Annotated in this window: 24 protein-coding genes and 1 pseudogene; 15 read left to right on the top strand and 10 right to left on the bottom strand. The window is 66.2% G+C overall.

Annotation, left to right across the window (positions count from 1 at the left end):
- Window positions 1-421 precede the first annotated feature (421 nt).
- From rpmH to yidC, 4 genes are all read left to right on the top strand, one after another.
- Window positions 422-556: a 50S ribosomal protein L34 gene (gene rpmH, locus CFB52_RS16765; RefSeq protein WP_004198824.1), complete on the top strand. Its 135-nt coding sequence runs from the start codon at window positions 422-424 to the stop codon at window positions 554-556.
- 15 nt (window positions 557-571) lie between these two features.
- Window positions 572-1,033: a ribonuclease P protein component gene (gene rnpA / locus CFB52_RS16760; protein ID WP_059573578.1), complete on the top strand. Its 462-nt coding sequence runs from the start codon at window positions 572-574 to the stop codon at window positions 1,031-1,033.
- A gap of 75 nt (window positions 1,034-1,108) precedes the next feature.
- Complete coding sequence (gene yidD, locus CFB52_RS16755; protein ID WP_006750110.1) at window positions 1,109-1,375, top strand: membrane protein insertion efficiency factor YidD; 267 nt, start codon at window positions 1,109-1,111, stop codon at window positions 1,373-1,375.
- Window positions 1,376-1,383: 8 nt separating this feature from the next.
- On the top strand, window positions 1,384-3,045 hold the full coding sequence (gene yidC, locus CFB52_RS16750; RefSeq protein ID WP_060010873.1) for a membrane protein insertase YidC: 1,662 nt from the start codon (window positions 1,384-1,386) through the stop codon (window positions 3,043-3,045).
- Between the two features lie 103 nt (window positions 3,046-3,148).
- Here yidC and CFB52_RS16745 read toward each other — a convergent pair whose 3' ends face one another.
- On the bottom strand, window positions 3,149-3,580 hold the full coding sequence (locus CFB52_RS16745) for a helix-turn-helix domain-containing protein (RefSeq protein WP_060010875.1): 432 nt from the start codon (window positions 3,578-3,580) through the stop codon (window positions 3,149-3,151).
- 348 nt (window positions 3,581-3,928) lie between these two features.
- Between CFB52_RS16745 and mnmE the strand changes: the two genes are divergently transcribed.
- Window positions 3,929-5,323, top strand: a complete 1,395-nt coding sequence (gene mnmE, locus CFB52_RS16740; RefSeq protein WP_059646140.1) for a tRNA uridine-5-carboxymethylaminomethyl(34) synthesis GTPase MnmE — start codon at window positions 3,929-3,931, stop codon at window positions 5,321-5,323.
- Between the two features lie 300 nt (window positions 5,324-5,623).
- On the opposite strand, the gene CFB52_RS35100 is transcribed toward mnmE, so the two are convergent.
- The 4 genes from CFB52_RS35100 to CFB52_RS34640 form a co-directional block, all read right to left on the bottom strand.
- Window positions 5,624-5,749 carry a hypothetical protein gene (locus CFB52_RS35100; RefSeq protein ID WP_256097665.1) on the bottom strand — a complete coding sequence of 42 codons (126 nt, stop codon included), beginning with the start codon at window positions 5,747-5,749 and terminating at the stop codon, window positions 5,624-5,626.
- A gap of 149 nt (window positions 5,750-5,898) precedes the next feature.
- A complete protein-coding gene (locus CFB52_RS16735) occupies window positions 5,899-7,257 on the bottom strand; it encodes a sensor domain-containing diguanylate cyclase (protein WP_060010877.1) in 1,359 nt (452 codons plus the stop codon).
- A gap of 109 nt (window positions 7,258-7,366) precedes the next feature.
- Window positions 7,367-7,615 carry a DUF2795 domain-containing protein gene (locus CFB52_RS16730; protein ID WP_060010879.1) on the bottom strand — a complete coding sequence of 83 codons (249 nt, stop codon included), beginning with the start codon at window positions 7,613-7,615 and terminating at the stop codon, window positions 7,367-7,369.
- Window positions 7,616-7,730: 115 nt separating this feature from the next.
- Window positions 7,731-7,901 carry a hypothetical protein gene (locus tag CFB52_RS34640; RefSeq protein WP_006489933.1) on the bottom strand — a complete coding sequence of 57 codons (171 nt, stop codon included), beginning with the start codon at window positions 7,899-7,901 and terminating at the stop codon, window positions 7,731-7,733.
- Window positions 7,902-8,050: 149 nt separating this feature from the next.
- Between CFB52_RS34640 and speG the strand changes: the two genes are divergently transcribed.
- From speG to CFB52_RS16715, 3 genes are all read left to right on the top strand, one after another.
- Window positions 8,051-8,608 carry a spermidine N1-acetyltransferase gene (gene speG / locus CFB52_RS16725; RefSeq protein WP_059573584.1) on the top strand — a complete coding sequence of 186 codons (558 nt, stop codon included), beginning with the start codon at window positions 8,051-8,053 and terminating at the stop codon, window positions 8,606-8,608.
- Between the two features lie 490 nt (window positions 8,609-9,098).
- Window positions 9,099-9,446 carry a surface attachment protein Sap1 gene (sap1, locus tag CFB52_RS16720; RefSeq protein ID WP_059573585.1) on the top strand — a complete coding sequence of 116 codons (348 nt, stop codon included), beginning with the start codon at window positions 9,099-9,101 and terminating at the stop codon, window positions 9,444-9,446.
- A gap of 190 nt (window positions 9,447-9,636) precedes the next feature.
- A complete protein-coding gene (locus tag CFB52_RS16715) occupies window positions 9,637-10,191 on the top strand; it encodes a YaeQ family protein (protein ID WP_059573586.1) in 555 nt (184 codons plus the stop codon).
- A gap of 21 nt (window positions 10,192-10,212) precedes the next feature.
- Here CFB52_RS16715 and CFB52_RS16710 read toward each other — a convergent pair whose 3' ends face one another.
- Window positions 10,213-10,626 carry a VOC family protein gene (locus tag CFB52_RS16710; protein WP_059573587.1) on the bottom strand — a complete coding sequence of 138 codons (414 nt, stop codon included), beginning with the start codon at window positions 10,624-10,626 and terminating at the stop codon, window positions 10,213-10,215.
- A 429-nt stretch (window positions 10,627-11,055) separates the two neighbouring features.
- On the opposite strand from CFB52_RS16710, the gene ada reads away from it, so the two are divergent.
- The 3 genes from ada to gshA all read left to right on the top strand — a co-directional run bounded on the left by ada (window position 11,056) and on the right by gshA (window position 15,180).
- Window positions 11,056-12,147: a bifunctional DNA-binding transcriptional regulator/O6-methylguanine-DNA methyltransferase Ada gene (ada, locus tag CFB52_RS16700; protein ID WP_099316939.1), complete on the top strand. Its 1,092-nt coding sequence runs from the start codon at window positions 11,056-11,058 to the stop codon at window positions 12,145-12,147.
- A complete protein-coding gene (locus CFB52_RS16695; protein WP_060010883.1) occupies window positions 12,144-13,103 on the top strand; it encodes a DNA-3-methyladenine glycosylase in 960 nt (319 codons plus the stop codon). The genes ada and CFB52_RS16695 overlap by 4 nt, the downstream gene beginning before the upstream one ends.
- A gap of 463 nt (window positions 13,104-13,566) precedes the next feature.
- The gene (gshA, locus tag CFB52_RS16685) at window positions 13,567-15,180 is read left to right on the top strand and encodes a glutamate--cysteine ligase (RefSeq protein ID WP_060010885.1); all 1,614 of its coding nucleotides are present in this window, start codon (window positions 13,567-13,569) and stop codon (window positions 15,178-15,180) included.
- A 72-nt stretch (window positions 15,181-15,252) separates the two neighbouring features.
- Here gshA and CFB52_RS16680 read toward each other — a convergent pair whose 3' ends face one another.
- Entirely contained in the window at window positions 15,253-15,570 is a 318-nt protein-coding gene (locus CFB52_RS16680) for a DUF4148 domain-containing protein (protein ID WP_060010887.1), read from the bottom strand.
- A gap of 405 nt (window positions 15,571-15,975) precedes the next feature.
- Here CFB52_RS16680 and CFB52_RS16675 point away from each other — a divergent pair, with 405 nt between their 5' ends.
- Window positions 15,976-17,616: an L-lactate permease gene (locus CFB52_RS16675; RefSeq protein WP_059573592.1), complete on the top strand. Its 1,641-nt coding sequence runs from the start codon at window positions 15,976-15,978 to the stop codon at window positions 17,614-17,616.
- Window positions 17,617-17,906: 290 nt separating this feature from the next.
- Window positions 17,907-18,632 carry a phosphonate utilization associated transcriptional regulator gene (locus CFB52_RS16670; protein ID WP_059573593.1) on the top strand — a complete coding sequence of 242 codons (726 nt, stop codon included), beginning with the start codon at window positions 17,907-17,909 and terminating at the stop codon, window positions 18,630-18,632.
- A 174-nt stretch (window positions 18,633-18,806) separates the two neighbouring features.
- Here the strand turns inward: CFB52_RS16670 and CFB52_RS16665 are convergent, their stop codons facing one another.
- From CFB52_RS16665 to CFB52_RS35095, 3 genes and pseudogenes are all read right to left on the bottom strand, one after another.
- Window positions 18,807-19,172, bottom strand: coding sequence for a hypothetical protein (locus CFB52_RS16665; protein WP_179231734.1), 366 nt, complete (start codon window positions 19,170-19,172; stop codon window positions 18,807-18,809).
- A gap of 691 nt (window positions 19,173-19,863) precedes the next feature.
- Window positions 19,864-21,252, bottom strand: coding sequence for an FAD-dependent oxidoreductase (locus CFB52_RS16660; protein ID WP_099316937.1), 1,389 nt, complete (start codon window positions 21,250-21,252; stop codon window positions 19,864-19,866).
- A 90-nt stretch (window positions 21,253-21,342) separates the two neighbouring features.
- A pseudogene (locus CFB52_RS35095) lies at window positions 21,343-21,564 on the bottom strand (2-aminoethylphosphonate--pyruvate transaminase); the annotation flags it as partial.
- A gap of 141 nt (window positions 21,565-21,705) precedes the next feature.
- Here CFB52_RS35095 and phnA point away from each other — a divergent pair.
- Complete coding sequence (gene phnA / locus CFB52_RS16650) at window positions 21,706-22,944, top strand: phosphonoacetate hydrolase (protein ID WP_099316983.1); 1,239 nt, start codon at window positions 21,706-21,708, stop codon at window positions 22,942-22,944.
- A gap of 29 nt (window positions 22,945-22,973) precedes the next feature.
- Window positions 22,974-24,428, top strand: coding sequence for a phosphonoacetaldehyde dehydrogenase (gene phnY, locus CFB52_RS16645; RefSeq protein WP_099316936.1), 1,455 nt, complete (start codon window positions 22,974-22,976; stop codon window positions 24,426-24,428).
- Window positions 24,429-24,495: the final 67 nt, after the last annotated feature.

The raw sequence follows: 24,495 nt of genomic DNA, 5'->3' as shown, positions 1-24,495 counted from the left end.
CAAGTAACTGTCGTTTTTTGCGTGCACAGCGCGGCTCGCCGGCGCCCTTGTCGCGGTCGCGCAACAAGGCCCGAAGCGGTCGTGCGAGCGTGCGTCGGACGCCTGCGTCACAGTCTTGGCGGGGCAGGCGCGAGCCGAAGCGGCGTGCGGGATTCTTGGAGATAAGGCGAGATTCTAACGCCAAACGCGGCCACAGCGGGACTTATCCACAGGCTGTGTTTGTGGGCCGCGGGGCCGGATCGGGGCGGGCCGGCACAGGCGAACGACGCGTAAAGTATTGACCGTCAACGGAAAAACGGTTTAAATAGCGGGTTCCGCGAAAACCAATCCTGTATTCCCGGCGATTGCGTTCGCCCGAATGCCTCCGGTTAAGGGCACGCGGTCCCCTGAATTTCGACATTCTCGAACAAGTGAGAACATCATGAAACGTACTTACCAACCGTCCGTGACGCGCCGCAAGCGCACCCATGGCTTCCGTGTCCGCATGAAGACGGCAGGTGGCCGCAAGGTCATCAACGCTCGCCGCGCGAAGGGCCGCAAGCGCCTCGCCATCTAAGGCAGGTTGCGCGCTGTGTCCGCCGTCCGCAGTCCTGCGGAAGGTGCCGTCGAGCCGGGTGCGAATCCGTCGCAGACGAAAGCCGCCTTCCCGAAAGCTGCGCGACTTCTGAAAACGGATGAATTTTCATCCGTTTTTCGTTTGCGCCCCTGGCGGCGCTCCGCGCACTTCGTGATTTACGGCAAGCCGACCGGTCAGCCCGCACGCCTGGGGCTCGTCATCGGCAAGAAGTATGCGCCGCGGGCAGTCACACGTAACCTCGTGAAGCGGCTGGCGCGCGATCAGTTCCGCCTGCGCCGCGCCGAATTCGCCGGTTACGACCTGCTGCTGCGGCAGCACACGCGCTTCGACAAGAAAGCGCTGCCGAGCGCGGCTTCCGCCCCGCTCGCGGCGATGTGCGCGGCCGAGATCCGCGAGCTGCTCGACAGGGCAGCCCGGGAAATCGCCCGCCGCGCGTCGAAGCCCGCGTCCGAGTGACGCATCCGTGCCCGGTGCGGCGTTCGCGCCCGCCCGGCCGGTTTTGACGCGGCGTCGTACGGCGCCGCCCAAGGTATGGAAACGGTATTGATCGCCTTGCTGCGCTTCTACAAGGTTGCCGTGAGCCCGATGCTCGGCAACCGGTGCCGTTTTTATCCTTCCTGTTCGGATTACGCGCGCGAGGCAATCCAGTATCATGGCGCCGCGCGCGGCACGTATCTCGCCGTCAGGCGCGTGTGCCGATGCCATCCGTTTTCCGCGGGCGGCATCGACCTCGTCCCGCCGCCCAACTCCGACACTCGCGCTCGCGGCGAAGCCGACGCGCGGTCCCATCGACTCTGAGACAACGCATGGATATCAAACGCACCGTCCTATGGGTGATCTTCTTCATGTCAGCTGTCATGCTGTACGACAACTGGCAGCGGGACCATGGACGCCCGTCGATGTTCTTCCCGAGCGCCACGCAGACGGCCCCGGCCGCCGCCGGCGGCGCATCGGGCACGGGCGCGACGACGACCGCAGGTGACGTGCCTGCCGCCGCGGCCGGCGCCGCACCGTCGACGACGGCACCGGCCGCGCAGGCGCAGCTGGTGAAGTTCTCGACCGACGTGTACGACGGCGAAATCGACACGCGCGGCGGCACGCTCGCGAAGCTGACGCTGAAGAAGCAGGGCGACGGCAAGCAGCCCGACCTGTACATCACGCTGTTCGACCACACGGCCGGCCACACGTATCTCGCACGTACGGGCCTCGTCGGCGGCGATTTCCCGAATCACACCGACGTCTACACGCAGCTGAACCCCGGCTCGACGTCGCTGACGGGCGACCAGAACACGCTGAAGCTGTCGTTCGAATCGCCGGTGAAGGGCGGCGTGAAGGTGATCAAGACCTACACGTTCACGCGCGGCAGCTACGTGATCGGCGTCGACACCAAGATCGACAACGTCGGCACGGCGCCCGTCACGCCGAGGCTCTATATGGAGCTCGTCCGCGACAACACGCCGGTCGAAACGCCGATGTTCTCGCATACGTTCCTCGGACCGGCGGTCTATACGGATGCGAAGCACTTTCAGAAGATCGACTTCAGCGATCTCGACAAGAATAAGGCGAACTTCGAGACCTCTGCCGACAACGGCTGGATCGCGATGGTGCAGCACTACTTCGCGTCGGCGTGGATTCCGCAACAAGGGGCGAAGCGCGACATCTACGCGAAGAAGTTTGACGGGTCGCTCTATCGCATCGGTGTGGAGCAGCCGGTCGCCGCGATCGCGCCGGGCCAGTCGGCCGACGTGCAGGCGCGCCTGTTCGCCGGTCCGGAAGAAGAGCGCATGCTCGAAGGCATCGCGCCGGGCCTGGAGCTCGTGAAGGATTACGGCTGGGTGACGATCATCGCGAAGCCGCTGTTCTGGCTGCTCGAGAAGATCCACGGCTATGTCGGCAACTGGGGCTGGGCGATCGTGCTGCTGACGGTGCTGATCAAGGCCGTGTTCTTCCCGCTGTCGGCGGCGAGCTACAAGTCGATGGCGCGCATGAAGGAAATCACGCCGCGCATGCAGGCGCTGCGCGAACGCTTCAAGAGCGATCCGCAGAAGATGAACGCCGCGCTGATGGAGTTGTACAAGACCGAGAAGGTCAATCCGTTCGGCGGCTGCCTGCCGGTCGTGATCCAGATTCCGGTGTTCATCTCGCTGTACTGGGTGCTGCTCGCGTCGGTCGAAATGCGCGGCGCGCCGTGGATTCTGTGGATTCACGACCTGTCGCAGCGCGATCCGTTCTTCATCCTGCCGGTGCTGATGGCCGTGTCGATGTTCGTGCAGACGAGCCTGAACCCGACGCCGCCGGATCCGGTCCAGGCGAAGATGATGAAGTTCATGCCGATCGCGTTCTCGGTGATGTTCTTCTTCTTCCCGGCCGGCCTCGTGCTGTACTACGTCGTGAACAACGTGCTGTCGATCGCGCAGCAGTACTACATCACGCGCAAGCTCGGCGGCGTGAAGAAGAAGCCGGCCTGACGCCAGTCGTACTCGCGGGCGGTTCGCCGCTCGCGATGCACGCAAAAAAAAGCCGCATGGTTCATGACCGTGCGGCTTTTTGCTTTTCTGGTCCGATCCCGGCTCAGCCCTTCTTCGATTCGCCCACGTCGCCGTAGAACTGCTCGACCAACTCCTGCACGAGGTAGCGATGATGCGGCGACAACGCTTCGATCTTTGACGCGAGTTCGATCGTCTCGGGCGTCGGCGGATAGTGCTCGTCGCGCGGCAGCGGTTGCGGCGTCGCGTGTTCGATCACGCTCGGCGACGGGCCGTAATGCAGCCAGTGGACTTCGACGCGCAACCAGTCGGCGAGCGTCGCGAGTTTGTCCGGCGTCGGAATCGTGCGGCCCGTCAGCCATTTGTGCGCGGTTTGCGGCGAAACGGGCTGGGCTCCGCGATGGCGCAGATTGAATCGGTTCGCCAGTTCCGTCGCGCCGGTGACCTTCTCCGGGCTGCGCCGCAGGGCGAACTTCAGGCGTTCCGAGAACGCGGCTTTTTCTTCGGGTGTCGGCATGGGAGAGATTGTGCAATTCGGCCGACGTTTCTAAGACAACCATATAGGATAAACGTATCCTGTTCAGACGAATCCCGGCCTCGTACGGGCACATTGGCGGAATTGAGGGGCAAATCGTCCGCCCCCGCCAGCAGGCATACTTGTCCGAAACGAAGAGTATGCCAGCACGGGGTACTGATACTCGACTTATCCCCGTCGGGATAAATTCGGGCGAGTCCGAATTCGGCGTCGCGTCCGGTGGCGCGGGTGCCGACACGCTACAATGCCGGCGTTCCGATCCGCGAACTGTTGCGCCGGCGCACCGACTACTCGCCGATTTCCCAGACTCCCCAGATTCGTCCGATTCCCATGCTCGCTACCGATTCCGATCCGATCGTCGCCATTGCCACCGCCGCCGGCCGGGGCGGCATTGGCGTTGTCCGCGTGTCGTTCGGGCGCGGCGGCGAGGCGGCCGCACTGCCGCTGATCGACGCGTTGTGCGGGCAGAAGCTCGCGCCGCGTCATGCGAGCTACGTGCCGTTTCTCGACGCGCATGGTGCGCCGCTCGACCGCGGGATCGCGCTGTATTTCCCGGCGCCGCATTCGTACACGGGCGAATACGTACTCGAGCTGCAGGGGCACGGCGGGCCGATCGTGATGCAGTTGCTGCTGCAGCGCTGCCTGGACGCGGGGCGCGGCTTCGGGCTGCGGCTCGCGGAGCCGGGCGAGTTCACGCGGCGCGCGTTCCTGAACGACAAGCTCGATCTCGCGCAGGCCGAAGCCGTCGCCGACCTGATCGAGGCGAGCACCGAGGCGGCCGCGCGCTCGGCCGGGCGTTCGCTCGACGGCGCGTTCTCGCGGCAGATCCATGCGCTCGTCGACGACGTGATCACGCTGCGGATGCTGGTCGAGGCGACGCTGGATTTTCCGGAGGAGGAAATCGACTTCCTCGAGGCGGCCGACGCGCGCGGCAAGCTCGCGAAGATCCGCGCGCAGCTCGCGCACGTGCTCGGCGATGCGCGGCAGGGCGCGTTGCTGCGCGAAGGGCTGTCGGTCGTGCTCGCGGGGCAGCCTAACGTCGGCAAGTCGTCGCTGCTGAATGCGCTGGCGGGCGCCGAGCTGGCGATCGTCACGCCGATCGCCGGCACGACGCGCGACAAGGTGGCGCAGACGATCCAGGTCGAAGGGATTCCGCTGCACATCATCGATACGGCCGGGTTGCGCGAGACGGAGGACGAGGTCGAGCGGATCGGCATTGCGCGCACGTGGAGCGAGATCGAGCGCGCGGACGTCGTGCTGCATCTGCTCGATTCGCGCACGGGGATGACGCCGGACGACGAAACGATCGCGGCGCGGTTTCCGGCCGGCGTGCCGGTGGTGCGCGTGCTGAACAAGACGGATCTGACCGGCGTGCCGGCGTGCGTCGAGCATCCGGCGGCGGAAGGCGATCTGACCGAGGTGCATCTGTCGGCGAAGCGCGGCGACGGGATCGACATGCTGCGCGCGGAGCTGCTGCGGATCGCCGGGTGGCAGGCGGGGGCCGAGGGCGTGTATCTCGCGCGCGAGCGGCATCTGATCGCGCTGCGGGCCGCGCAGGAACATCTCGCGCAGGCGGCCGATCATGCGGAGCAGCGCGCGCAGTCGCTCGATCTGTTTGCCGAAGAGCTTCGGCTCGCGCAGGAGCAGCTCAATGCGATTACCGGGGAGTTCACGTCGGATGATCTGCTGGGGGTGATTTTCAGCAGGTTTTGTATCGGGAAGTGACGCTCGCGCATTTGAAGTTCGAGAGTCCTTCGTGGCGCGTCATGCGTCTTTGAACGAGAAACGCGCTCATGATCGCTTCCCCGTTTGCATTGCTCGGCCTGTCATAAAATCCGCTGGCCGGTAAATATCACAACGTCGAATCCGCGCGTCAAAACAAATAGACGGCGCGCACTGGATCCGGATCTGGCACACGCCGTGAGCCTGGGCATCGTATGGCGCATACGGCGATCTCAACGATGTCGATCACGCCGGCTGGATCGCACGCAGGCCCGGATCGCTATGTCCGGACCTTCGCCCGCATCAATCCCAATGACGATGATGGTGATAATACCCACCCCCACCGTAATACCCGCCACCGTCAGGCACCACGATACAGCCGCTCAACAACACGGCGACGCCGGCAATCAGCAAAAGGGCCTTCTTCATCGCGTTCACCTGCTCGGATTCAATATGAAACCCAGCATAGCGAGCGGCTCCGGCCGAGGCTGTAAGCGATCGTATCCCCGCGCCGCAATCCGTAACGGCGGATTATTCCGGTCAAAATGACCGTAACAATTAGCCAAACAGCAGACGTTTCAGGCGACGACGACCCGGTTTCGCCCCGTATCCTTCGCCCGATACAGCGCGGCATCGGCGGCCTCGATCAACGCGTCGGGCGTCGACAGGTCGTCGGCCGACACAGTCGCGCAGCCGATGCTGACGCTCACGCGCCCGGCCGGCGAATCGGGCATCGCGAGGTCGAGCCGCAATACGGCTTCGCGCGCTTCGTCGGCCACCACCCGCGCACCGTGCGCGCCGGTATTCGGCAGCACGATCGCGAACTCCTCGCCGCCGTAGCGCGCGACGATATCGGTGGGCCGCCGCACCGCGCCGACCAGTGCATTCGCGACGGCGATCAGGCACGCATCGCCCTTCACGTGACCGAACGCATCGTTGTACGCCTTGAAGTGGTCGACGTCGACCATCAGCAGCGACAGCGGTTCGCCCTGCCGCCGCGCCTGCAGGAACAGCGTATGGAAATGGTCGTTGAAGTGGCTGCGGTTGAACGCACCCGTGAGCCCGTCGCGCGCGGACGAGCGAATCAGCGTCGCGTGCGCTTCGAACAGTTGCTGATACAGCATCGTCACTTCCCATGCGAGCACGCACACGAGCACGCCCGGCGTGAACATGCTGAACACGCGCGCGACATACCAGCCGAGCGTGAAGCGATGGGTGGACAGCAGGTTCAGCGTCGTATCGGTGAGGCACGCGAGCACCGCGATCGCGAGCCACAGGTCGAGCGTCGTGCGCAGCCGGCCGGTGACCAGCACGGCCACGAGCGCGAGCACGTTGAGGATCCACACGACGAGCGCGGTGCCGTTGACGGGCAGCACGGCCGCGTCGCGAGGCGGATGGAACGCGGGCGGCAGCGACACGTTCAGCGCGAGCACGCACAGGAGCGCCGCCGCGACGGCCGGGCCGCCGACGAGCGCGAGCGTCCAGCGGCGTGTTTCTTTCGCACCGACCGGCGCGCGCGTCAGCCGCTCGCGCGCGAACAGCGCGGCCATCACGAAGCACGGAAAGCCGGCATGCCAGAAGACCCACATCCATGCGGCGCTTTGCGGGCGCGCGCCGAGCAGGCCGTGCGGCGCGAACACGCCGGGAAAGGTCAGCAACTGCAGCGCGACGGCGAGCGCGGTGAACGCATAGGCGCCGCCGAGCGCACCGAGCATGGGCTGGCGCGTCACGGTGAACTGCGCGCCGAGGAAGAACGCCGCGATGCTCGCGGTCGTGAACACGGTGAGCGCGCACATCGGCATGAACGGCTCGACGGCCGGCAGCGCGACGTTCGCGTGCGGCACGGCGATCCCGAGCGTGAGCAGGATGACGAGCGCCGTCAGCGCGCCGAACCACAGCTGACGTTGCGTCGTGTGCTGGATCAGGATGCCTTCCATGGAGTCCCCCGGGCACGCGCGCGAAACGCCCGATCTTGCGCCGGGCGGCGCGCTCCCCGATCGCGGCGCGACCGGTGCGGCCCGATCCTATCGCGTTATTGGCATCCGCTCAAATGCCGAGCCCCGGGCCGAAGTTGCCGGCAATCCAGCGCGTGACGGCGTCGACGTCCGCGTAGTCCTGTTCGGGCAGGCCGTCGAGCATCGCCAGCACTTCGTTGCTGGCGCCGGCGTCGCGTGCGGCATCGACGATCGCATCCTTGTTCGCGGGATAGCAGACGGCCGCCAGCACATCGGCGATCTGCAGGTCGATCGTTTCGTTCGGGATATCGTGCGGAGGAAGGGCGGGCTTGTCGTTCACGTCGGTGTCTCGCGGGTGGGGCGGTAATCGGATCGAAGCGCAAGGGTCGTGCCCGCATGTTACCCGGCCTGGGGTGGCCGGCCCTGCGCATGCGGCGGATCGACGATGATCGAAGTCAATGCCCGCGTCGCACGCGGCGCCACGGATGCTTCCAGTCGATGTGCGGTGCGTTCTCGTCGCGCGGATGCTGGCGACGATGCTCCTGCCAGAGTTCGTCGGAAAACAGCGCAGCCACGATGACGAGCGGCAGCACGAGGAAAATTCCGAGGATGACTTGCTCGATCACGATAGCCTCCTTGCGGTGGCAGGAACCCTTGTTCCCATTCTAGGCTCTGAACTTCGCCCGCGTTCAATTTCTTACAGTGCGAAACGGGCCGGAACGCGGCCGCGCCGCAGGCATTCCGCGCATGCGGCGACATCAAAAAGGACACCAACATGCAACTTCAGAACGATACCCACACGCTCGCGCTACGGCCGCTGGAACGCCAGGATCTGCGCTTCGTCCACGAGCTGAACAACGACGCGAAGATCATGCGCTACTGGTTCGAGGAGCCGTACGAAACCTTCTCGGAACTGTCGCAACTGTACGACCGTCACGTGCACGATCAGCGCGAGCGCCGTTTCGTCGCGGTCGATGCGCGGGACGAACTGGTCGGCCTCGTCGAGCTGATCGAGCTCGACTACATCCACCGCCGCGGCGAGTTCCAGATCATCATCGCGCCGCAGTGCCAAGGGCGCGGCTATGCGGGCCAGGCGACGCGCCTCGCGATCGAATACGCGTTCAAGGTGCTGAACATGCGCAAGCTGTACCTGATCGTCGATACGTCGAATGCGGCCGCGATCCACGTGTACGAGAAATGCGGATTCCAGCACGAAGCCGAATTGAAGGAAGAATTTTTCGGAAATGGCGCGTATCACAACGCTTATCGCATGTGCATCTTCCAGCGCGATTATTTCGAGCGCCAGCAAACCGGATTGAATAAAGCAGGGTAAACACCACACGGACGAAATGCGCTTGCGACGGGGCACCGAGCGCGCCGAATAGAGGCGGCGACCTACGGATAAATACGGATGCGCCTATATCTGGCATTTTTCTTGTATCGGGTAAAGGCGCTGCCGCGCTGCGGTAAAAGTCGAATCATTTTGGATGACTTTATGTGCAACGCATCAAAATGAGCCGAATAGCGAAATGGATTATCCAAACCGTTCAATCGCCGCATTGTAACTTCGCTGAAAGCCTTGTCGGATAACGCTTTCCGCCGGGCGGCGCGGGCCCGTCCGCGATTCGGCAGCGTTTGCCGGACGCGCGCCGCCCGCGAAAAGCGGGCCGCGCACGGGGTGCGACAATCCGCCGCTATTGCGGTCGCACAACAAATGTGCTTGCTATCGTTTGCCGGTCTTCTAAAGTGAAAAACGCGGGTTCACGATCACCTTTAAACACATAGCTAACCCAGCCTGGTGCCCGCAAGCCTGGAGACAGAACATGATCAAGCGTACCGGTGTCCTTTTTGCCCTTGTCGGCGCGTTTTGCGCGGTGTCGATTGCCCAGGCCGGCGGCGATTCGGCCGTCAAGCCGAAGCAGGAAATCCAACTGACGAAGAACGCATGGGGTTGCCTGTCGAAAGACAATCTGGACTCCGTACTGAGTCACGAACGTGACGGCAAGTCGCAGGCGAAGCAGCAGTATTTCGACGACTTCCGCTGCCTGTCGGTGCCGGAAGGCCAGCGCTTCCGCGTGGTGTCGGTCGATCAGGGCGACGTGCAGTTCGTCAGCGCCGACAACAGCGACCAGCAAGGCCTCTGGGCCGATTCACGCTTCGTCAAGCAGTAACCGTCCATTCCCCGCGCAGTCGCACGACGCGCGAGCGCGCCGGCCCGACGAGCCGGCGGCGCGAACCGAACGCGGCCCGGCCCAATGCCGGGCCGTTGCGCTGTGGGGCGCGCATGACGCGCGCCGGACGGCCCGCATTCGGTATCATCACGGCCCGACCGAACCGAATGCCCGCCCGGGCCGTATCCGCATGGCGCTGAAATCCACGATCTACAAAGCCGAATTGCAAATCGCCGACATGGATCGGCATTACTACGCCGATCACGCGCTGACGGTGGCGCGCCATCCGTCGGAAACCGACGAACGGATGATGGTGCGCATCGTCGCGTTCGCGCTGTTCGCGCACGAGCGGCTCGAATTCTGCAAGGGGCTGTCGGACGTCGACGAGCCCGACTTGTGGCAGAAGGACCTGACGGGCGCGATCGACGTGTGGATCGAGGCCGGTCAGCCCGACGAACGGCGCATCTCGAAGGCGGCCGGGCGTGCCGGGCAGGTCACGGTGATCGCGTACGGCGGCAAGACGTCGGATATCTGGTGGCAGGGCGTGCGCAGCAAGGTCGAACGGCTGCGCAACGTGCAGGTGCTGTCGCTCGCCGACGGCGTCGCGGCCGCGCTCGGGCGGCTCGCGGCGCGCACGATGCGCCTGCAGTGCACGGTGCAGGACGGCGCCGCATGGATCTCGAGCGCGGACCACGATCCGGTCGCGGTCGAGTGGGCGGTGCTGAAGGCGCGCGCGGACGCGTAACGGCTCGCGCGTCGGCCGCGTTCAGCCGAGCGCGGCCGGCGGCCCCTTGAATTCGACCATGTTGCCTTCGGGATCGAACAGGTAGATCGACGGCCCGTAGCCGCCGGCGCCGTAGCGTTCGGCCGGCGCGCCGGGCCGCGCGCCATGCGCGGCGAAATGGGCGATCAGTGCGTCGGGATCGAACGGCTCGACGCGCAGGCACAGATGGTCGAGGTTGCGCCCGGCGCCGGGCGGGCCGCTGTCGGGGCGGTCGATCGGGCCGCCGACCGTCAGCAGGTCGATCAGCGCATCGCCGGCTCGCAGTTGCACGAGGCCCAGATCGGGCTGTTCCTTCTCCACATGGCAGCCGACGGCGTCGCAGTAAAAGCGCGTCATGGCCGCCATGTCGGTCACGCGCAGCACGATGTGATCGATTCCGCGGATGGTGGGCTTCATGGGCGGGACTCCTTCGCAGTCGACGAGCATCGAGTGTAGACGCATCGCGCCTGCGCTGCCGGCCGGAACGCGGCACAATCGACGGACGAAAAAAAGCCCGTTCGCGCAGAGCGGAACGGGCTTAATCCATATCAGGAGGAGACATGGAGGAGACAGTTCCAACTATACACACGGCGATGGTGCGACGCAATATTCCGATTGCAAAAAAACGTCAGGACGGCGATTTGTCGCATCCGCACTGCAGCAAAACGGTGACGGGACGATGACGGAAACGGCGCGCGAGCAGCCGCCGCGCGCGTTTCGTCGCATTTATCCCTATGGATGTGGCCCCGATTCGCCGACACGAATCACAGAGCAAGATCCAGGGCGCGACGGCATGTGCCGATGGCTAGAGTAGGCACCATCTACACTAGAGAGTGCGAGGTTCAGATGAAAACCGCCTATCCGACCGACGATGCCCGCTGGGGCGCCGTGACCGAGCGCGATCCGCACGCGGACGGCGCGTTCTTCTATGGCGTCAGCACGACCGGCGTGTTCTGTCGCCCGACCTGCGCGTCGCGGCAGCCACGCCGCGAGAACGTGTCCTTTTTCACCGATCCGGCGGCCGCGCGCGCGGCCGGTTTCCGGCCCTGCAAGCGTTGCCAGCCGGAAGGGCTGCCGCGCGAGCTGGAAATCGTCAATCGCGCGTGCGCGGTGCTCGACGCGCACGCCGAGCGGCTCACGCTGCAGCAGTTGAGCGACGCCGTGCACGTGAGCCCGTTCCACCTGCAGCGGCTCTTCAAGCGCGTGGTCGGCGTGTCGCCGCGGCAGTACCAGGCCGCGCAGCGCGGCGCCGCGCTGCGGCAGGCGCTCCAAGACGGCCAGCCGGTCACGCAGGCGGCCGTCGACGCGGGGTTCAACTCGCCGTCGCGGCTCTATGCGTCGGTGTCGCGCGAGCTCGGGATGGCGCCGTCCGCGTTTCGCCGCCAGGGCGCCGGCCTGCGGATCGACTACGCGACCGCGTCGACGTCGCTCGGCACGGTGCTCGTCGCCGCGACCGAACAGGGCATCTGCCGGATCGCGTTCGGCGACGACGCGGCGTCGCTCGTCGTCGAGCTGAAGAGCGCGTTCGCGCGGGCCGAACTCGTCGAATCGTCGGCCCGGCTCGCGCCGTTCGTCGCGCAGATCCGCGCGTATCTCGACGGCACGCGGCACGCGTTCGACCTGCCGCTCGACATCGCGCCGACCGCGTTCCAGCAGCGCGTGTGGGAAGCGCTGACGCATATCCCGTACGGCGAAACGCGCAGCTATTCGGAGATCGCCGAGGCGCTCGGCTCGCCGCGCGCGGTACGGGCGGTCGCGTCCGCGTGCGCGTCGAATCCGGTTGCGCTCGCGATCCCGTGCCACCGCGTCGTGCAAAAGGGCGGCGTGCTCGCCGGCTATCGCTGGGGCGTACGCCGCAAGGCGACGCTGCTCGCGGCCGAGGCGCGCCATGTTCACAACGATGAAGCCAAAGCCGAGACGGAGGGCAGTGCGGTTTGAGCATCGACACGATAACGATCACGTCTGTCGCGAACGGCGGCCCGGTGCCGCCGTCCGCGCAGATGGAACTGCGCTACAAGGCGCCGTACGACTGGGCGCGCGTGCTGCGCTTCTTCAGCGGGCGCGCGATTCCGGGCGTCGAGCAGGTGGCCGGCGGCGCGTATCGCCGCATCGTCGATCTGCACGGCGAGGCCGGCCGGCTCACCGTCACGAAGCACCCGCGCAAGCACTGCCTGATCGCGACCGTCGAAGGGGCGGTCGCGCGTCACGTCGACGACGCATTCGCCGCACGTGTCGCGACGATGTTCGACCTCGGCGCCGATCCGGCCGCGATCGGCGGCGGGCTCGCGCGCGATCCATGGTTCGCGCCGCTCGTCGAGGCCGCGCCGGGCTTGCGCGTGCCGGGCGCATGGTCGGGGTTCGAGCTGGCCGTGCGCGCGATCGTCGGCCAGCAGGTGAGCGTGAAGGCCGCGACGACGATCGTCGGCCGGCTCGTCGAACGGGCCGGCGAACGCGTGATTCATGAAGGCGACGGCGCGCCCGCGTGGCGTTTCCCGACGCCCGACGCGCTGGCCGCGTGCGATCTCGACAAGATCGGGATGCCCGGCAAGCGCGTGGCGGCGCTGACCGGCGTGGCGCGCGCGGTGGCGGCCGGCGACGTGCCGGTCGATCGCGCCCATGCCGATCTCGCGACGCTGCGCCGCGCGTGGCTCGATCTGCCCGGCATCGGCCCGTGGACCGTCGAATACATCGCGATGCGCGCGTGGCGCGACCCCGATGCGTGGCCGGCATCCGATCTGGTGCTGATGCAGTCGATCGCCGCGCGCGACCCGGCGCTCGACCGGCTCACCAGCCAGAAGCGCCGCACCGAAGGCTGGCGGCCATGGCGCGCGTATGCGGCGCTGCATCTGTGGAACGAAGTGGCCGACCGGGCGGGCGGCGCGCGCGGCGGGTAACTGCGGCGGCCGGCCGGGTGCGACCGCCAGCAGGCAGTGCCGCAACCCGTTGCGCACGCGATGCCGGCATGCGGCGAGTGCAGGCGTGACGCGGCCCGTCATGGCGATGCCACGCATTCGGCGCCGCCCCGATGCTGCGCGTGCGATGTCCGCGCACGCGTCGCTTCCCGATCCATTCAGCGGCATGGTTGCACCCGCGCGCCACGCGTTCGCCGTTCACGGTCCGTCAGACGAATTCCGCTGACCGGCGTGCCGACCGGCGTTGTCCGGAACCGGCGATGGAGGCCGGGACTGGCGCGTCCGGCCCGTCCGGTGGCCCGCTCAGGCCCGTGCGCCGGACCCGGCGCCACCTCAAGCGCGGGTTCCGGCGAGATGTTAAAGTGCCCGCTACCAACGAAGCGACCAACAATCCAGCCGGCCGCGCGCGGCGTTCTGCGCGCGGCCGTCACGCACTTGCGTCTCCATGTCGAACACCATGACTTACCGCCAGTCCGAACTGCTGCTGAAACGCCTCGACGCGCTGAGCTCGGGCCCGACGCGGCAGCATCTGCCCGACGGCCTGCGCGGCATCGAGAAGGAAAGCCTGCGCGTGACGCGCGACGGGATGATCGCGTTCACGCCGCATCCGCGCGCGCTCGGTTCGGCGCTCACGCATCCGGCGCTGACGACCGACTATTCCGAAGCGCTGATCGAACTGATCACGCCCGCGGAGCGCGACGCCGCGCTCACGCTCGAACGCCTCGACGATCTGCATCGCTACGTGTATGCGTCGCTCGGTGACGAGATCCTGTGGAACGACTCGATGCCGGGCCTGCTGCCGGCCGACGACCAGATCCCGATCGCCGACTACGGCACGTCGAACATCGGTCGCCTGAAGACGGTGTACCGGCGCGGCCTCGCGTATCGCTACGGCCGCACGATGCAGTGCATCGCCGGCATCCACTACAACTACTCGCTGCACGAGGAAGTGTGGCGGCGCCTGCATGCGGAAGAGGAATCCACGGCGACGCTCGTCGATTACCAGTCGGAACGCTATCTCGCGCAGATCCGCAACTTCCGCCGCCGCAGCTGGCTGCTGATGTACCTGTTCGGCGCGTCGCCGGTGCTCGACACGAAGTTCCTGCGCGGCAAGCCGCACAAGCTCGACACGTTCGACGCCGATACGCTGTACCGGCCGTATGCGACGAGCCTGCGGATGAGCGATCTCGGCTACTCGAATACGACGGCCCAGGCCGCGCTGCACGTCGACTACAACACGCTGCCCGGCTATCTCGACGCGCTGTCGAAGGCCGTCAGCGAGCCGTATCCGGCGTACGAGGCGATCGGCACGCATCGCGACGGCGAGTGGATCCAGATCAACACGAACGTGCTGCAGATCGAGAACGAGTTCTACTCGACGATCCGGCCGAAGCGCGTCACGTATTCGGGCGAGCGGCCGCTGCATGCGCTCGCGTCGCGCGGCGTGCAGTACATCGAAGTGCGCTGCCTCGACATCGATCCGTTCGAACCGACCGGCATCGCGCTGGAGACCGCGCGCTTCATCGATGCGTTCCTGCTCGCGTGCGCGCTCGACGAAAGCGCGCCGCTTGATTGCGACGCGTACAAGGAAGCGAACGCGAACTTCGGCAGCGTGACGCTGGACGGCCGCAAGCCGGGGCTCACGCTGACGCGCGACGGCCAGTCGGTCACGCTGCAGCAGTGGGCCGACGAGCTGATGGCCGATATCGAGGTCGTCGGTCGCCGGCTCGACGAAATCCGCGGCGGCGACGCGCATGCGCGCGCGATTGCCGCGCAGCGCGAGAAGCTCGCCGATCCGGAGCGCACCCCATCCGCGCGCGTGCTGCGCACGATGCGCGAGAACGGCCAGTCGTTCCTCGCGTTCGCGCTCGCGCAGAGCGAAGCGCATGCCGCGCATTTCCGCGCGCGCCCGCCGTCGGCCGAGACGCTGCGTACCGAGCAGGCGCTCGCCGCGAAGTCGCTCGCCGAGCAGGCCGAGCTCGAAGCGAAGGAGGCCGGATCGTTCGACGCATTCGTCGCCGCCTATCGCGCCTATACGCTGAACCGCTTCAGCGTGTGACGATCGCGCACGCGGCCGGCGCAGAATGCTGCGCCACGCCGCGATGCGACGGCCATCCGGTTCCATCGGCGATCAGTGATGGGCGTACGTGCCGCGATCGACCACGTGCGGCAGCGCCGGCTTGCCCGATTCCGTGCGGGCCCGGGCAGCGCCGCCGTAACCGGCCACGTCGCCTTCACCGCGCGCCTGCGCGGCACGCTGCAGGATCGCCTGCATGTTGCCCGGAAAGTCGGGACTGCTTGCGAGGCTCGCCCGGTAGCCGGCAGCCTGCAGCTCCACGAGTTCCTGGCGGACCTGCGCGCGCGTGAGCGTCGACGCGGCTTGCGCGTGAGCGGCGAACGCCGCGCCGATCAGCACGAATGCGCATGCCGCGTGTTTCATCGTCTTCATCGTGTGTGCTCCGTGAGGTTCCGGCGCCGCGCCATCGCCGGCGCGGCCGGAAACGATGCAGCCAGTCTAGGGTCCGGATGCCCAACGAAACATCGTCGCGGCTGGCAGTCACCTTTTCCGGTCGCGCAACATTGCGCGCACCGGTGAGCCGGCCGCGACGGGTTTCCTGTCGAGCGCGACAGCGGCGCGCCATCTGCCGGCCATCGTGCGGCGGGCCGCCCGCATCGGGCTTCTCCCCCTTGTACAAGCGTGCCGCGCCTCCTAACCTCTTTTAAGCGACCGATCGGTTGGCCGCGCAACGTCGTTGCGCATGCAAGCGCCCGATCGCGGCCGTGACTGCAGGACATCGCCTTGTACCGAACCCGGCGCATCGACATGCGAATTCGGGTCGACTCTGGAGACACGATGAATCCCACCGACGCCCTACCGCCCGGCATCGTCTTCGCGCAACCGTTGACGCCCGTCGCGCACTCGCTGCTCCTGTCGTTTCTCGTCGCCGTGATCCCGATCGCGGTCGCGCTGATCGCGCTCGGCGTGCTGCGCCGCCCCGCGTGGCAGGCGTCGCTCGCGGGGCTCGTCGCGGGCCTCGCGGTCGCGATCGGCGCGTGGGGGATGCCGGCCGGCCTCGCGTTCAACGCGGTCGGCGCCGGCATGGCGCTCGCGGTCGTGCCGGTGATGTGGATCGTCTTCAACGCGCTGCTGCTGTACAACATCGCGGTGAAGTCGGGTCGCTTCGATCAGTTCCGGCAGTGGATGCTCGATAACCTGCCCGACGACCGCCGCCTCGTGCTGCTCGTCGTCGCGTTCTCGTTCGGCTGTCTGCTCGAAGGGATTTCCGGCTTCGGCACGCCGGTCGCGATCACGAGCGCGCTCCTGATCGCGCTCGGCTTCCCCGCGCTCGAAGCGCTCACCTATACGCTGCTGTTCAACACGGCGCCGGTCGCGTTCGGCGCGCTCGGCGTGCCGATCACCGTGCTCGGCGCGGTCACGTCGCTGCCGCCCGCGACGCTCGCGCAGATGGTCGGCCGCCAGTTGCCGTTCTTCGCGCTGCTGCTGCCGTTCTACGTGGTCGGCGCGTATGGCGGGCTGCGCTCGATCTCGAAGCTGTGGCCGGCGCTGCTCGTGTCCGGCGGCAGTTTCGCGCTTGCGCAGTTCGTCACGTCGAACTACCTCGGCTACCAGCTCACGGACGTGCTGTCGTCGCTCTCGTCGCTGATCGTGACGATCGGCTTCCTGCAGGTGTGGAAGCCGCAGCCCGATCCGCAATACGCGCTCGCGCGCAGCGTGCCGGCCGCCGCCGGCGCCGCGCGCGCGGGCTTCGGCGGCTGGCTGCCGTGGCTCGTCGTGTCGGTGGTCGTGATCGTGTGGGTGCACGCGAACATCGCGGCGATCGGCGACGTGAAAATCAAGTGGCCGGGCCTGCACAACGCCGTGTACGTGTCGCTGTACCACAAGCCGTATGCGGCGATCTGGGATTTCCAGCCGCTCGGCACCGGCACCGCGATCCTCGTGTCGGCGATCATCACGGCCGCGCTGACGCGCACCGGCCCCGGCGCGTTCGTCGAATGCGTGGTGAAGACGTGGCGGCAAACGTGGATCGCGATCGTCACGGTGATGATGATCGTCGGGCTCGCGTACCTGCTGAACTACTCGGGCATCAGCTACACGCTCGGCACCGGCGTCGCGTCGACGGGCGCGCTGTTCCCGCTGGTGTCCGCGTCGCTCGGCTGGATCGCCGTGTTCCTGTCCGGCAGCGACACGTCGGGCAACGCGCTGTTCGGCAACCTGCAGGTCGTCGCCGCACGGCAGCTCGGCCTCGATCCGGTGCTGATGGCCGCGACCAATTCGTCGGGCGGCGTGATGGGCAAGATGATCTCGCCGCAGAACATCGCGACGGGTGTGTCGACGACGGACCTGAAAGGGCAGGAGGGCGTCGTGTTCGCCCGCACCTTCTGGCACAGCGTGATTCTCACGCTGTTGCTCGGCGTGCTGGTGTTCCTGCAGCAGCACGTGCTGACATGGATGATTCCGGCGCTGCCGAAGTGACGCACGGCGCCGCGACAGAAGGAAGGCACGAGGAAAACAACGAGGGAAGGCGCGGGAAAAGCGCCACGTACCATGCGGGAACGGCGAGCGCGCGGCGGCTCAGCGCGCGTTCGCCCGCCGCGTACCGCACGGCGGCGGCGTGCCGGTTGCAGGTTGGTTGCGCTCCGGCGCGCAGGATGGGCTTTTGGCGACTGAAAACTGTGGACAATATGCCGGGGCGACGGTATACAACGATCATTCGCCGATACGGCGCCCCCGTTTTCACCGACAGCTCCGCCGCCTGCCCGACCATGACTGCCCCGAACGCGCTCAGCGCCATCGAACTCCTGCAAAGCCAGTCGCTCGCGATGATCGTTCAGGACATGCTCGAGCGCGCGATCGTCTCCGGCGAATACGCGCCCGGCGAAAAGCTCAACGAAGTCGATATCGCGACGAAGCTGAACGTGTCGCGCGGCCCGGTGCGCGAAGCGTTCCGCGCGCTCGAACAGGCCGGCCTGCTGCGCAACGAGAAGAACCGCGGCGTGACCGTGCGCGTCGTGCCGCTGCGCGAGGCCGAGGAGATCTACGAAGTGCGCGCGATGCTCGACGAGTCGGTCGCGCGCGCGCTGGCGAAGCGCATCTCGCCCGACACGCTGAAGGTGCTGAAGGGCATCGTCCAGTCGATGAAGGACGCCGCGAAGGCGCACGACGTCACGCGTTATACCGAGCTGAACGTGCAGTTCCACGACGCGATGGTGGTCGGCGTCGGCAATACGCATCTCGTCGATACCTACCGGCGGCTCGTGCGCCAGCTCGGCCTGCTGCGCCAGGCGGCGATCGAGGCCGAGGAGGATGCGATCGCGGTGTCGGCGGCCGAGCACGACAGGATCGTCCAGGCGCTCGCGGCCGGCGACGAGGAAAAGGCCGTCGCGCTCGTGCGCGAGCACGTCGCGCATGGTCTCGCCCGGATGCGCCGCATGCATGAGCAGGGGTTGCCCGCGACGGGCAAGGCGGCGCGGGAGAAGGCGGGCGCGTGAATTGCCGCGTTAGCGGTTACCGCACATTGACGACGCACGGAGTGGGCCAACTGAATCACGGTCTTCGATAGAGATGCCGGCTGGCGCATCCCCGTTGCAGGGCAGAGCCCGACGGCCAGCTCTGCGCAGGACATCGATGATGTTCGTCCGAATGCGATGATCGCTCGCCGCCGATCATTGGCCGCGCTGCTTATCAAAGAAGTCGTCGAGTACCCAACCCGTTCCGGATTCGCAGCGCACTTGCGTGTACGCGTAAATCTTCGCAGCCCGATCCGTCACCGGGACGCAGGATTCGCCTTTCCTGACCGTGAAGATCGGATGCGTTCTGTCGTCGTTTGGCTCGGCGAAGGCTGGCATGTCACGAAGTGCCGCCCATTTCTCGTCTTTATATTTCGAGCACGCACCGATCATCATCGTGAGCGCGACAACTAGCAGCAGGCGTGTCATTTTTTCGGATACCGTCGGATTCCAATCAGGCGTTTCGAATGGCGCAGACCGGTCATCAAATCCGCAGGCGCTATGATACTCGGGAGTTGCCATCTCGGGTCGTGAGCCAGAATTCCCGCTTTGCCAAGTACTTCGGCTATGTTCGAGGAGCAATTGTTGTCGACGAGAGAGTATGGTTTGTTTTCGTGTAGCCGGCGTTTTATCTCGGAAACGATGATCCTTTTCTCATCCCTGGATGTATGAAGGAGATAGCCGATCGTATCGCGTTGCATCTTGGTCTGCTGGCGATTTAAGTAGTTCAGGATGCTATCTACGTCCCATCCCGGGTGCGCTCGGCCATATACGACCCCATCGACTGCAATCGCGACATGTCCGAACTGCGACCCTCTCGAGACGGATCGGGAATCGCTAATCAAGATTTCAATGGTTGTTGATGAGTGCATGAAAGAAAAGGCGGGATTCTATTTTTCGGATTGTTTGAATCCTATCATGCTGTTTTTGATAATAAAATCGAGATAATGAAATGACAAAAATAAAGCGTATGGATTGGTGCGCCGTTTTATAAGTTTTATTTTAGCTGGGACATGTCTTGTCGATGCGTGATTGTCCTCATGGGGGATTTTGCGTTTCGAAACAAAAGCGGCGCCTGGAATCGGACTTTTTCTATTAGCGGGATTTCCCCACCTGTTGTTCGGTCGATGTGCGGATTCGACAGAGGCTGGCGACATGATGGTGCCGGGGAGCCGCCGGCCTCTCCCGTTTCTCGCCGCATTCGCCCCGCCCGTTACGCCTTGTCCGCCTTCCCCGCCGCACTCGCCAACTTCGCGAGCCACGTATCGACGACCGACGGCTGCCGGTTCTCGTCTTCCGCGCGCTCCTTGCGGCGGATCGCATTGCGCACGACATGCGCGCCGACATAGCGAATCGGCTCCGGCGGAAACCGGCCGAGCGGGCCGCGCACGAGCGGGCTGCGCGTCCACGCGTTGTCGAGGCCGAGCACGAGCGACGACAGGATCTGCCCGCCCATGTAGGTCGGCCCGACGCCGTTGCCCGAATAGCCGAAGCCGTAGAACACGTTCGGCGCGTCGTCGAGGCGGCCGAAGAACGGGAAGCCCGTTACCGAGCGGTCCGACGGCCCGTTCCAGCTTGCGGTGATCGGCACGCCCGCAAGCGACGGAAAAAATGCGCGCAGGCTCTGCGTGAGCTGCGCCTCGTACGGCGAGCGCCGGTCGAACACGGGCGCGATGCGGCTGCGCCACGAGAACGTGTTGCCGCCCTTGCCGAGCATCAGCCGCCCGTCGGCCGTCGTGCGGTAGTAGTAGACGAAGATCCGCGAATCGAGCACCGACACGCCGTCCACGAGCCCCGTCCGCTCCAGCAATGCCGGGCATTTCTCGGTCATCACCATGTCGCTCGACACGACCGCGATCGTGCGTTCGAACTGCGGGAAGCGGCTCGCCATCCACGCGTTGATCGCGAAGACCAGCTTGCCTGCGTGCACGCTGCCGGACGGCGTCTGCACGGCGGCCGGCTGCCCCGGCGTGAAGTCGACGAGCGGCGTGCGCTCGTAGATCCGGATGCCCATATCGAGCGCGACGCGGCGCAGGCCGCGCACGAGCTTGCCGGGATGCACGGTCGCGGCGATCGGCGAGTACACGCCGTCGAGATTGCGTGCGGAGCCCGAGCGGCGCGCGACTTCGGCGGGCGGCAGATGTTCGTAGCTGTGGATGCCGCACGCGGCGAGCGCGTCGAGCACCGGCGCGAGCGTGCCGACCTGCGCGCGCGACGTCGCGGTGTACAGCGTGCCGTCGAGCCGCAGGTCCGCATCGATGCCGTGCGCGCGGCAGAAGTCGGCGATGTGCTGGACGGCCGCTTCCGACGCCCTCACGAGCCGGATCGCCTCGGCTTCGCCGAACAGGCGCCGCAGCGTCAGGAATTTCGCCGACCACGTGAGCAGGCAGCCGCCGTTGCGGCCGCTCGCGCCGGCGCCGCACAGGTCGGCCTCGAGGATCGCGATGTCGAGCGCGGGGTTGTGCTGCTTCGCCTGGATCGCGGTCCAGAGGCCCGTGAAGCCGCCGCCGACGATGCACACGTCGGCCCGCGTCGCACCTTGCAGCGCGGGGGCGAGATCGCCGTCGTTGAACAGCGCTTGTTCGATCCAGAAGGGGCGCATCGGAGCATTCGTCGATAAAGGGCCGTGCGGCGCACAGCCGGAAAAACGGGCGGCCGCATGCGTATGCGGTCGGTACGTCGCGTCACATCGTCATGCAGCCGCTTCGGCCGATAGGCGGCTGCGGCGCACATCCATCGCCTTCAGCGTGTCGGCGATCGCCGCGACAGCGCGCGGAATCCCGGCTTCGCCGACGCGACCGATGCAGTCGACGCGGAGCGTCGGCACTTCGGTCCGCTTGCCCGGATACCGAATGTAGGCGCGCTATTTGACCTCCTGATAACACCGCTTGAAGTCGTCATTCGGATCGTCCGGGCGCCATCGCCTTGCCTCCTGCTTTTTGCATGTTGTTGACAATCTACAAATCGTCCATTTTAATGTCAAGCATCGAAACACTCGTTCGGCGCGGCACGGGCGCCGACGGCTCACCGCTTCGCCCCGAAAGGAATGAACGTCATGACTGAAACGCCCGTCTCCGTGGAAGTGAACGGCCGCCGCTACAACTGGATGAGCCGGCCCGTGGTGGTCGTCTGCGTCGATGGCTGCGCGTATGAATATCTGGAAGAGGCCGCCGAGGCGGGCGTCGCGCCGTTCCTGCGCACGCTGCTGAAGCCGGGCACGGCACTGAAGGGAGAATGCGTGGTGCCGAGCTTCACGAACCCGAACAACCTGTCGATCGTGACCGGCGTGCCGCCGGCGATCCATGGGATCAGCGGCAACTACTTCTACGATCGCGACACCGGCGCCGAGGTGCTGATGAACGATCCGAAATACCTGGTCGCGCCCACCGTGCTCGCGGCCTTCGCCGAGCGGGGCGCGCGTGTCGCGGTCGTCACCGCGAAGGACAAGCTGCGCCGCCTGCTCGGCAAGGGGCTGAAGGGCATCTGCTTCTCGTCGGAAAAGGCCGACGAAGCGAGCGTCGAGGAAAACGGCATCGACAACGTGCTGGAGCTGGTCGGCAAGCCGGTGCCGAGCGTGTACAGCGCGGCGCTGTCGGAATTCGTGTTCGCGGCCGGCGTGCGCCTGCTCGAGACGCGCCCGATCGACCTGATGTACCTGTCGACCACCGACTACGTGCAGCACAAGTGCGCGCCAGGCACGGAAGGCGCGAACGCGTTTTACGCGATGATGGACACGTACCTGAAGCGCCTCGACGAACTCGGCGCGATCGTCGCGATCACCGCCGATCACGGGATGAACGCGAAGCACGACGACGCGACCGGCGAGCCGAACGTCGTCTACCTGCAGGAGCTGTTCGACGAATGGCTCGGCCACGATGCGGCGCGCGTGATCCTGCCGATCACCGATCCGTACGTCGTGCACCACGGCGCGCTCGGTTCGTTCGCGACCGTCTACGTGCCGGCAACGGCCGATGCCGAAGCGCTGCGCGCGCGGCTCGCCGCGGTCGACGGCATCGACGTCGTGCTGACGGGCGCCGAAGGCTGCGCGCGCTTCGAGCTGCCGCCCGCGCGGATGGGCGACCTGATCGTGATCTCGAGGCAGGACGTAGTGCTCGGCACGCGCCGCATCAAGCACGATCTGTCCGGCCTCGACGTGCCGTTGCGCTCGCACGGCGGGATATCCGAGCAGATCGTGCCGCTGATCTTCAGCAAGCCGGTCGCGACCGACGTCGCGGGCCGCGCGCGGCTGCGCAACTTCGACATCATCGATATCGCGCTCAACCATCTGCAGTGATGCACGCGCATCCTTGGGGAGATACAGGCATGAACGCCTTTGCAGTATCGACCGCGGTGCGCGAGATTCGTCGCGAGGCACTGCGAATCGACGGCGAGCGGATTCAGCGGGATGCGGCGATCGACGTGCGCAACCCGTACGACGGCGCACTGGTCGGCACCGTGCCGAAGGCGACGCTCGACGACGTGCGCCGCGCATTCGCGGTCGCGCGGGCGTACCGGCCGACGCTCACGCGCCACGATCGCGCGGCGATCCTGCGCCGCGCGGCCGACATCGTGCGCGCTCGCACCGCGGAGATCGCCGCGCTGATCACGGCCGAGGCCGGGTTGTGCATCAAGGATTCGACGTACGAAGCGGGCCGCGTGGCCGACGTGCTGACGTTCGGCGCCGGCGAAGTGCTGAAGGACGACGGGCAGATCTTCTCGTGCGATCTGACGCCACACGGCAAGAAGCGCCGCGTGTACACGCAGCGCGACCCGCTGCTCGGCGTGATTTCGGCGATCACGCCGTTCAACCACCCGATGAACCAGGTCGCGCACAAGGTCGTGCCGTCGGTCGCGACCAACAACCGGATCGTCGTGAAGCCGTCGGAGAAGGTGCCGCTGTCGTGCTACCTGTTCGCGGACATCCTGTACGAAGCCGGCTTGCCGCCGCAGATGCTGCAGGTGATCACCGGCGACCCGAAGGACATTGCGGACGAATTGATCACGAACGCGGCGATCGACCTGATCACGTTCACCGGCGGCGTGTCGATCGGCAAATCGATCGCCGCGCGGATGGGCTACCGGCGCGCGGTGCTCGAACTCGGCGGCAACGATCCGATCATCGTGATGGAAGACGCCGATCTCGACGAGGCGAGCACGCTCGCGGTGTCGGGCTCGTACAGGAATTCGGGGCAGCGCTGCACGGCGATCAAGCGGATGCTCGTGCACGAGGCAGTGGCCGATCGCTTCACGGAACTCGTCGTCGAGAAGACGCGCGCATGGTCGTACGGCAACCCGTCCGATCCGTCGGTCGACATGGGCACCGTGATCGACGAAGCGGCCGCGCAATTCTGCGAGCAGCAGGTGAACGACGCGATCGCGCGCGGTGCGCGGCTGCTGGTCGGCAACGTGCGCGACGGCGCGCTGTATTCGCCGACCGTCGTCGATCGCGTGACGCCCGACATGCCGCTGGTCAAGCATGAAACCTTCGGCCCGGTATCGCCGATCCTGCGCTTTCGCGACATCGACGAAGCGATCCGGATGTCGAACAGCACCGACTACGCGCTGTCGTCGTCGGTGTGCACGAACCGCTTCGACCACATCACGCGCTTCATCACCGAGCTCGAAGTCGGCAGCGTGAACGTGCGCGAGGTGCCCGGCTATCGGCTCGAGCTGACGCCGTTCGGCGGCGTGAAGGATTCGGGGCTCGGATACAAGGAGGGTGTGCAGGAAGCGATGAAGAGCTTCACGAATACGAAGACGTATTCGTTGCCATGGTAAGCGACGTGTAAGGGGCCCGCGTCGGCATCGAGGTTGGCGTGGTCGTTATTCGATCGGCTCATATCGT

Origin of the sequence: Burkholderia sp. AU18528 (assembly GCF_002223215.2) — a bacterium.
Classification (GTDB): Bacteria; Pseudomonadota; Gammaproteobacteria; order Burkholderiales; family Burkholderiaceae; genus Burkholderia; species Burkholderia semiarida.
Note: the sequence above shows the minus strand (reverse complement) of the source record. Positions and strands in the feature narration are given on the sequence as shown.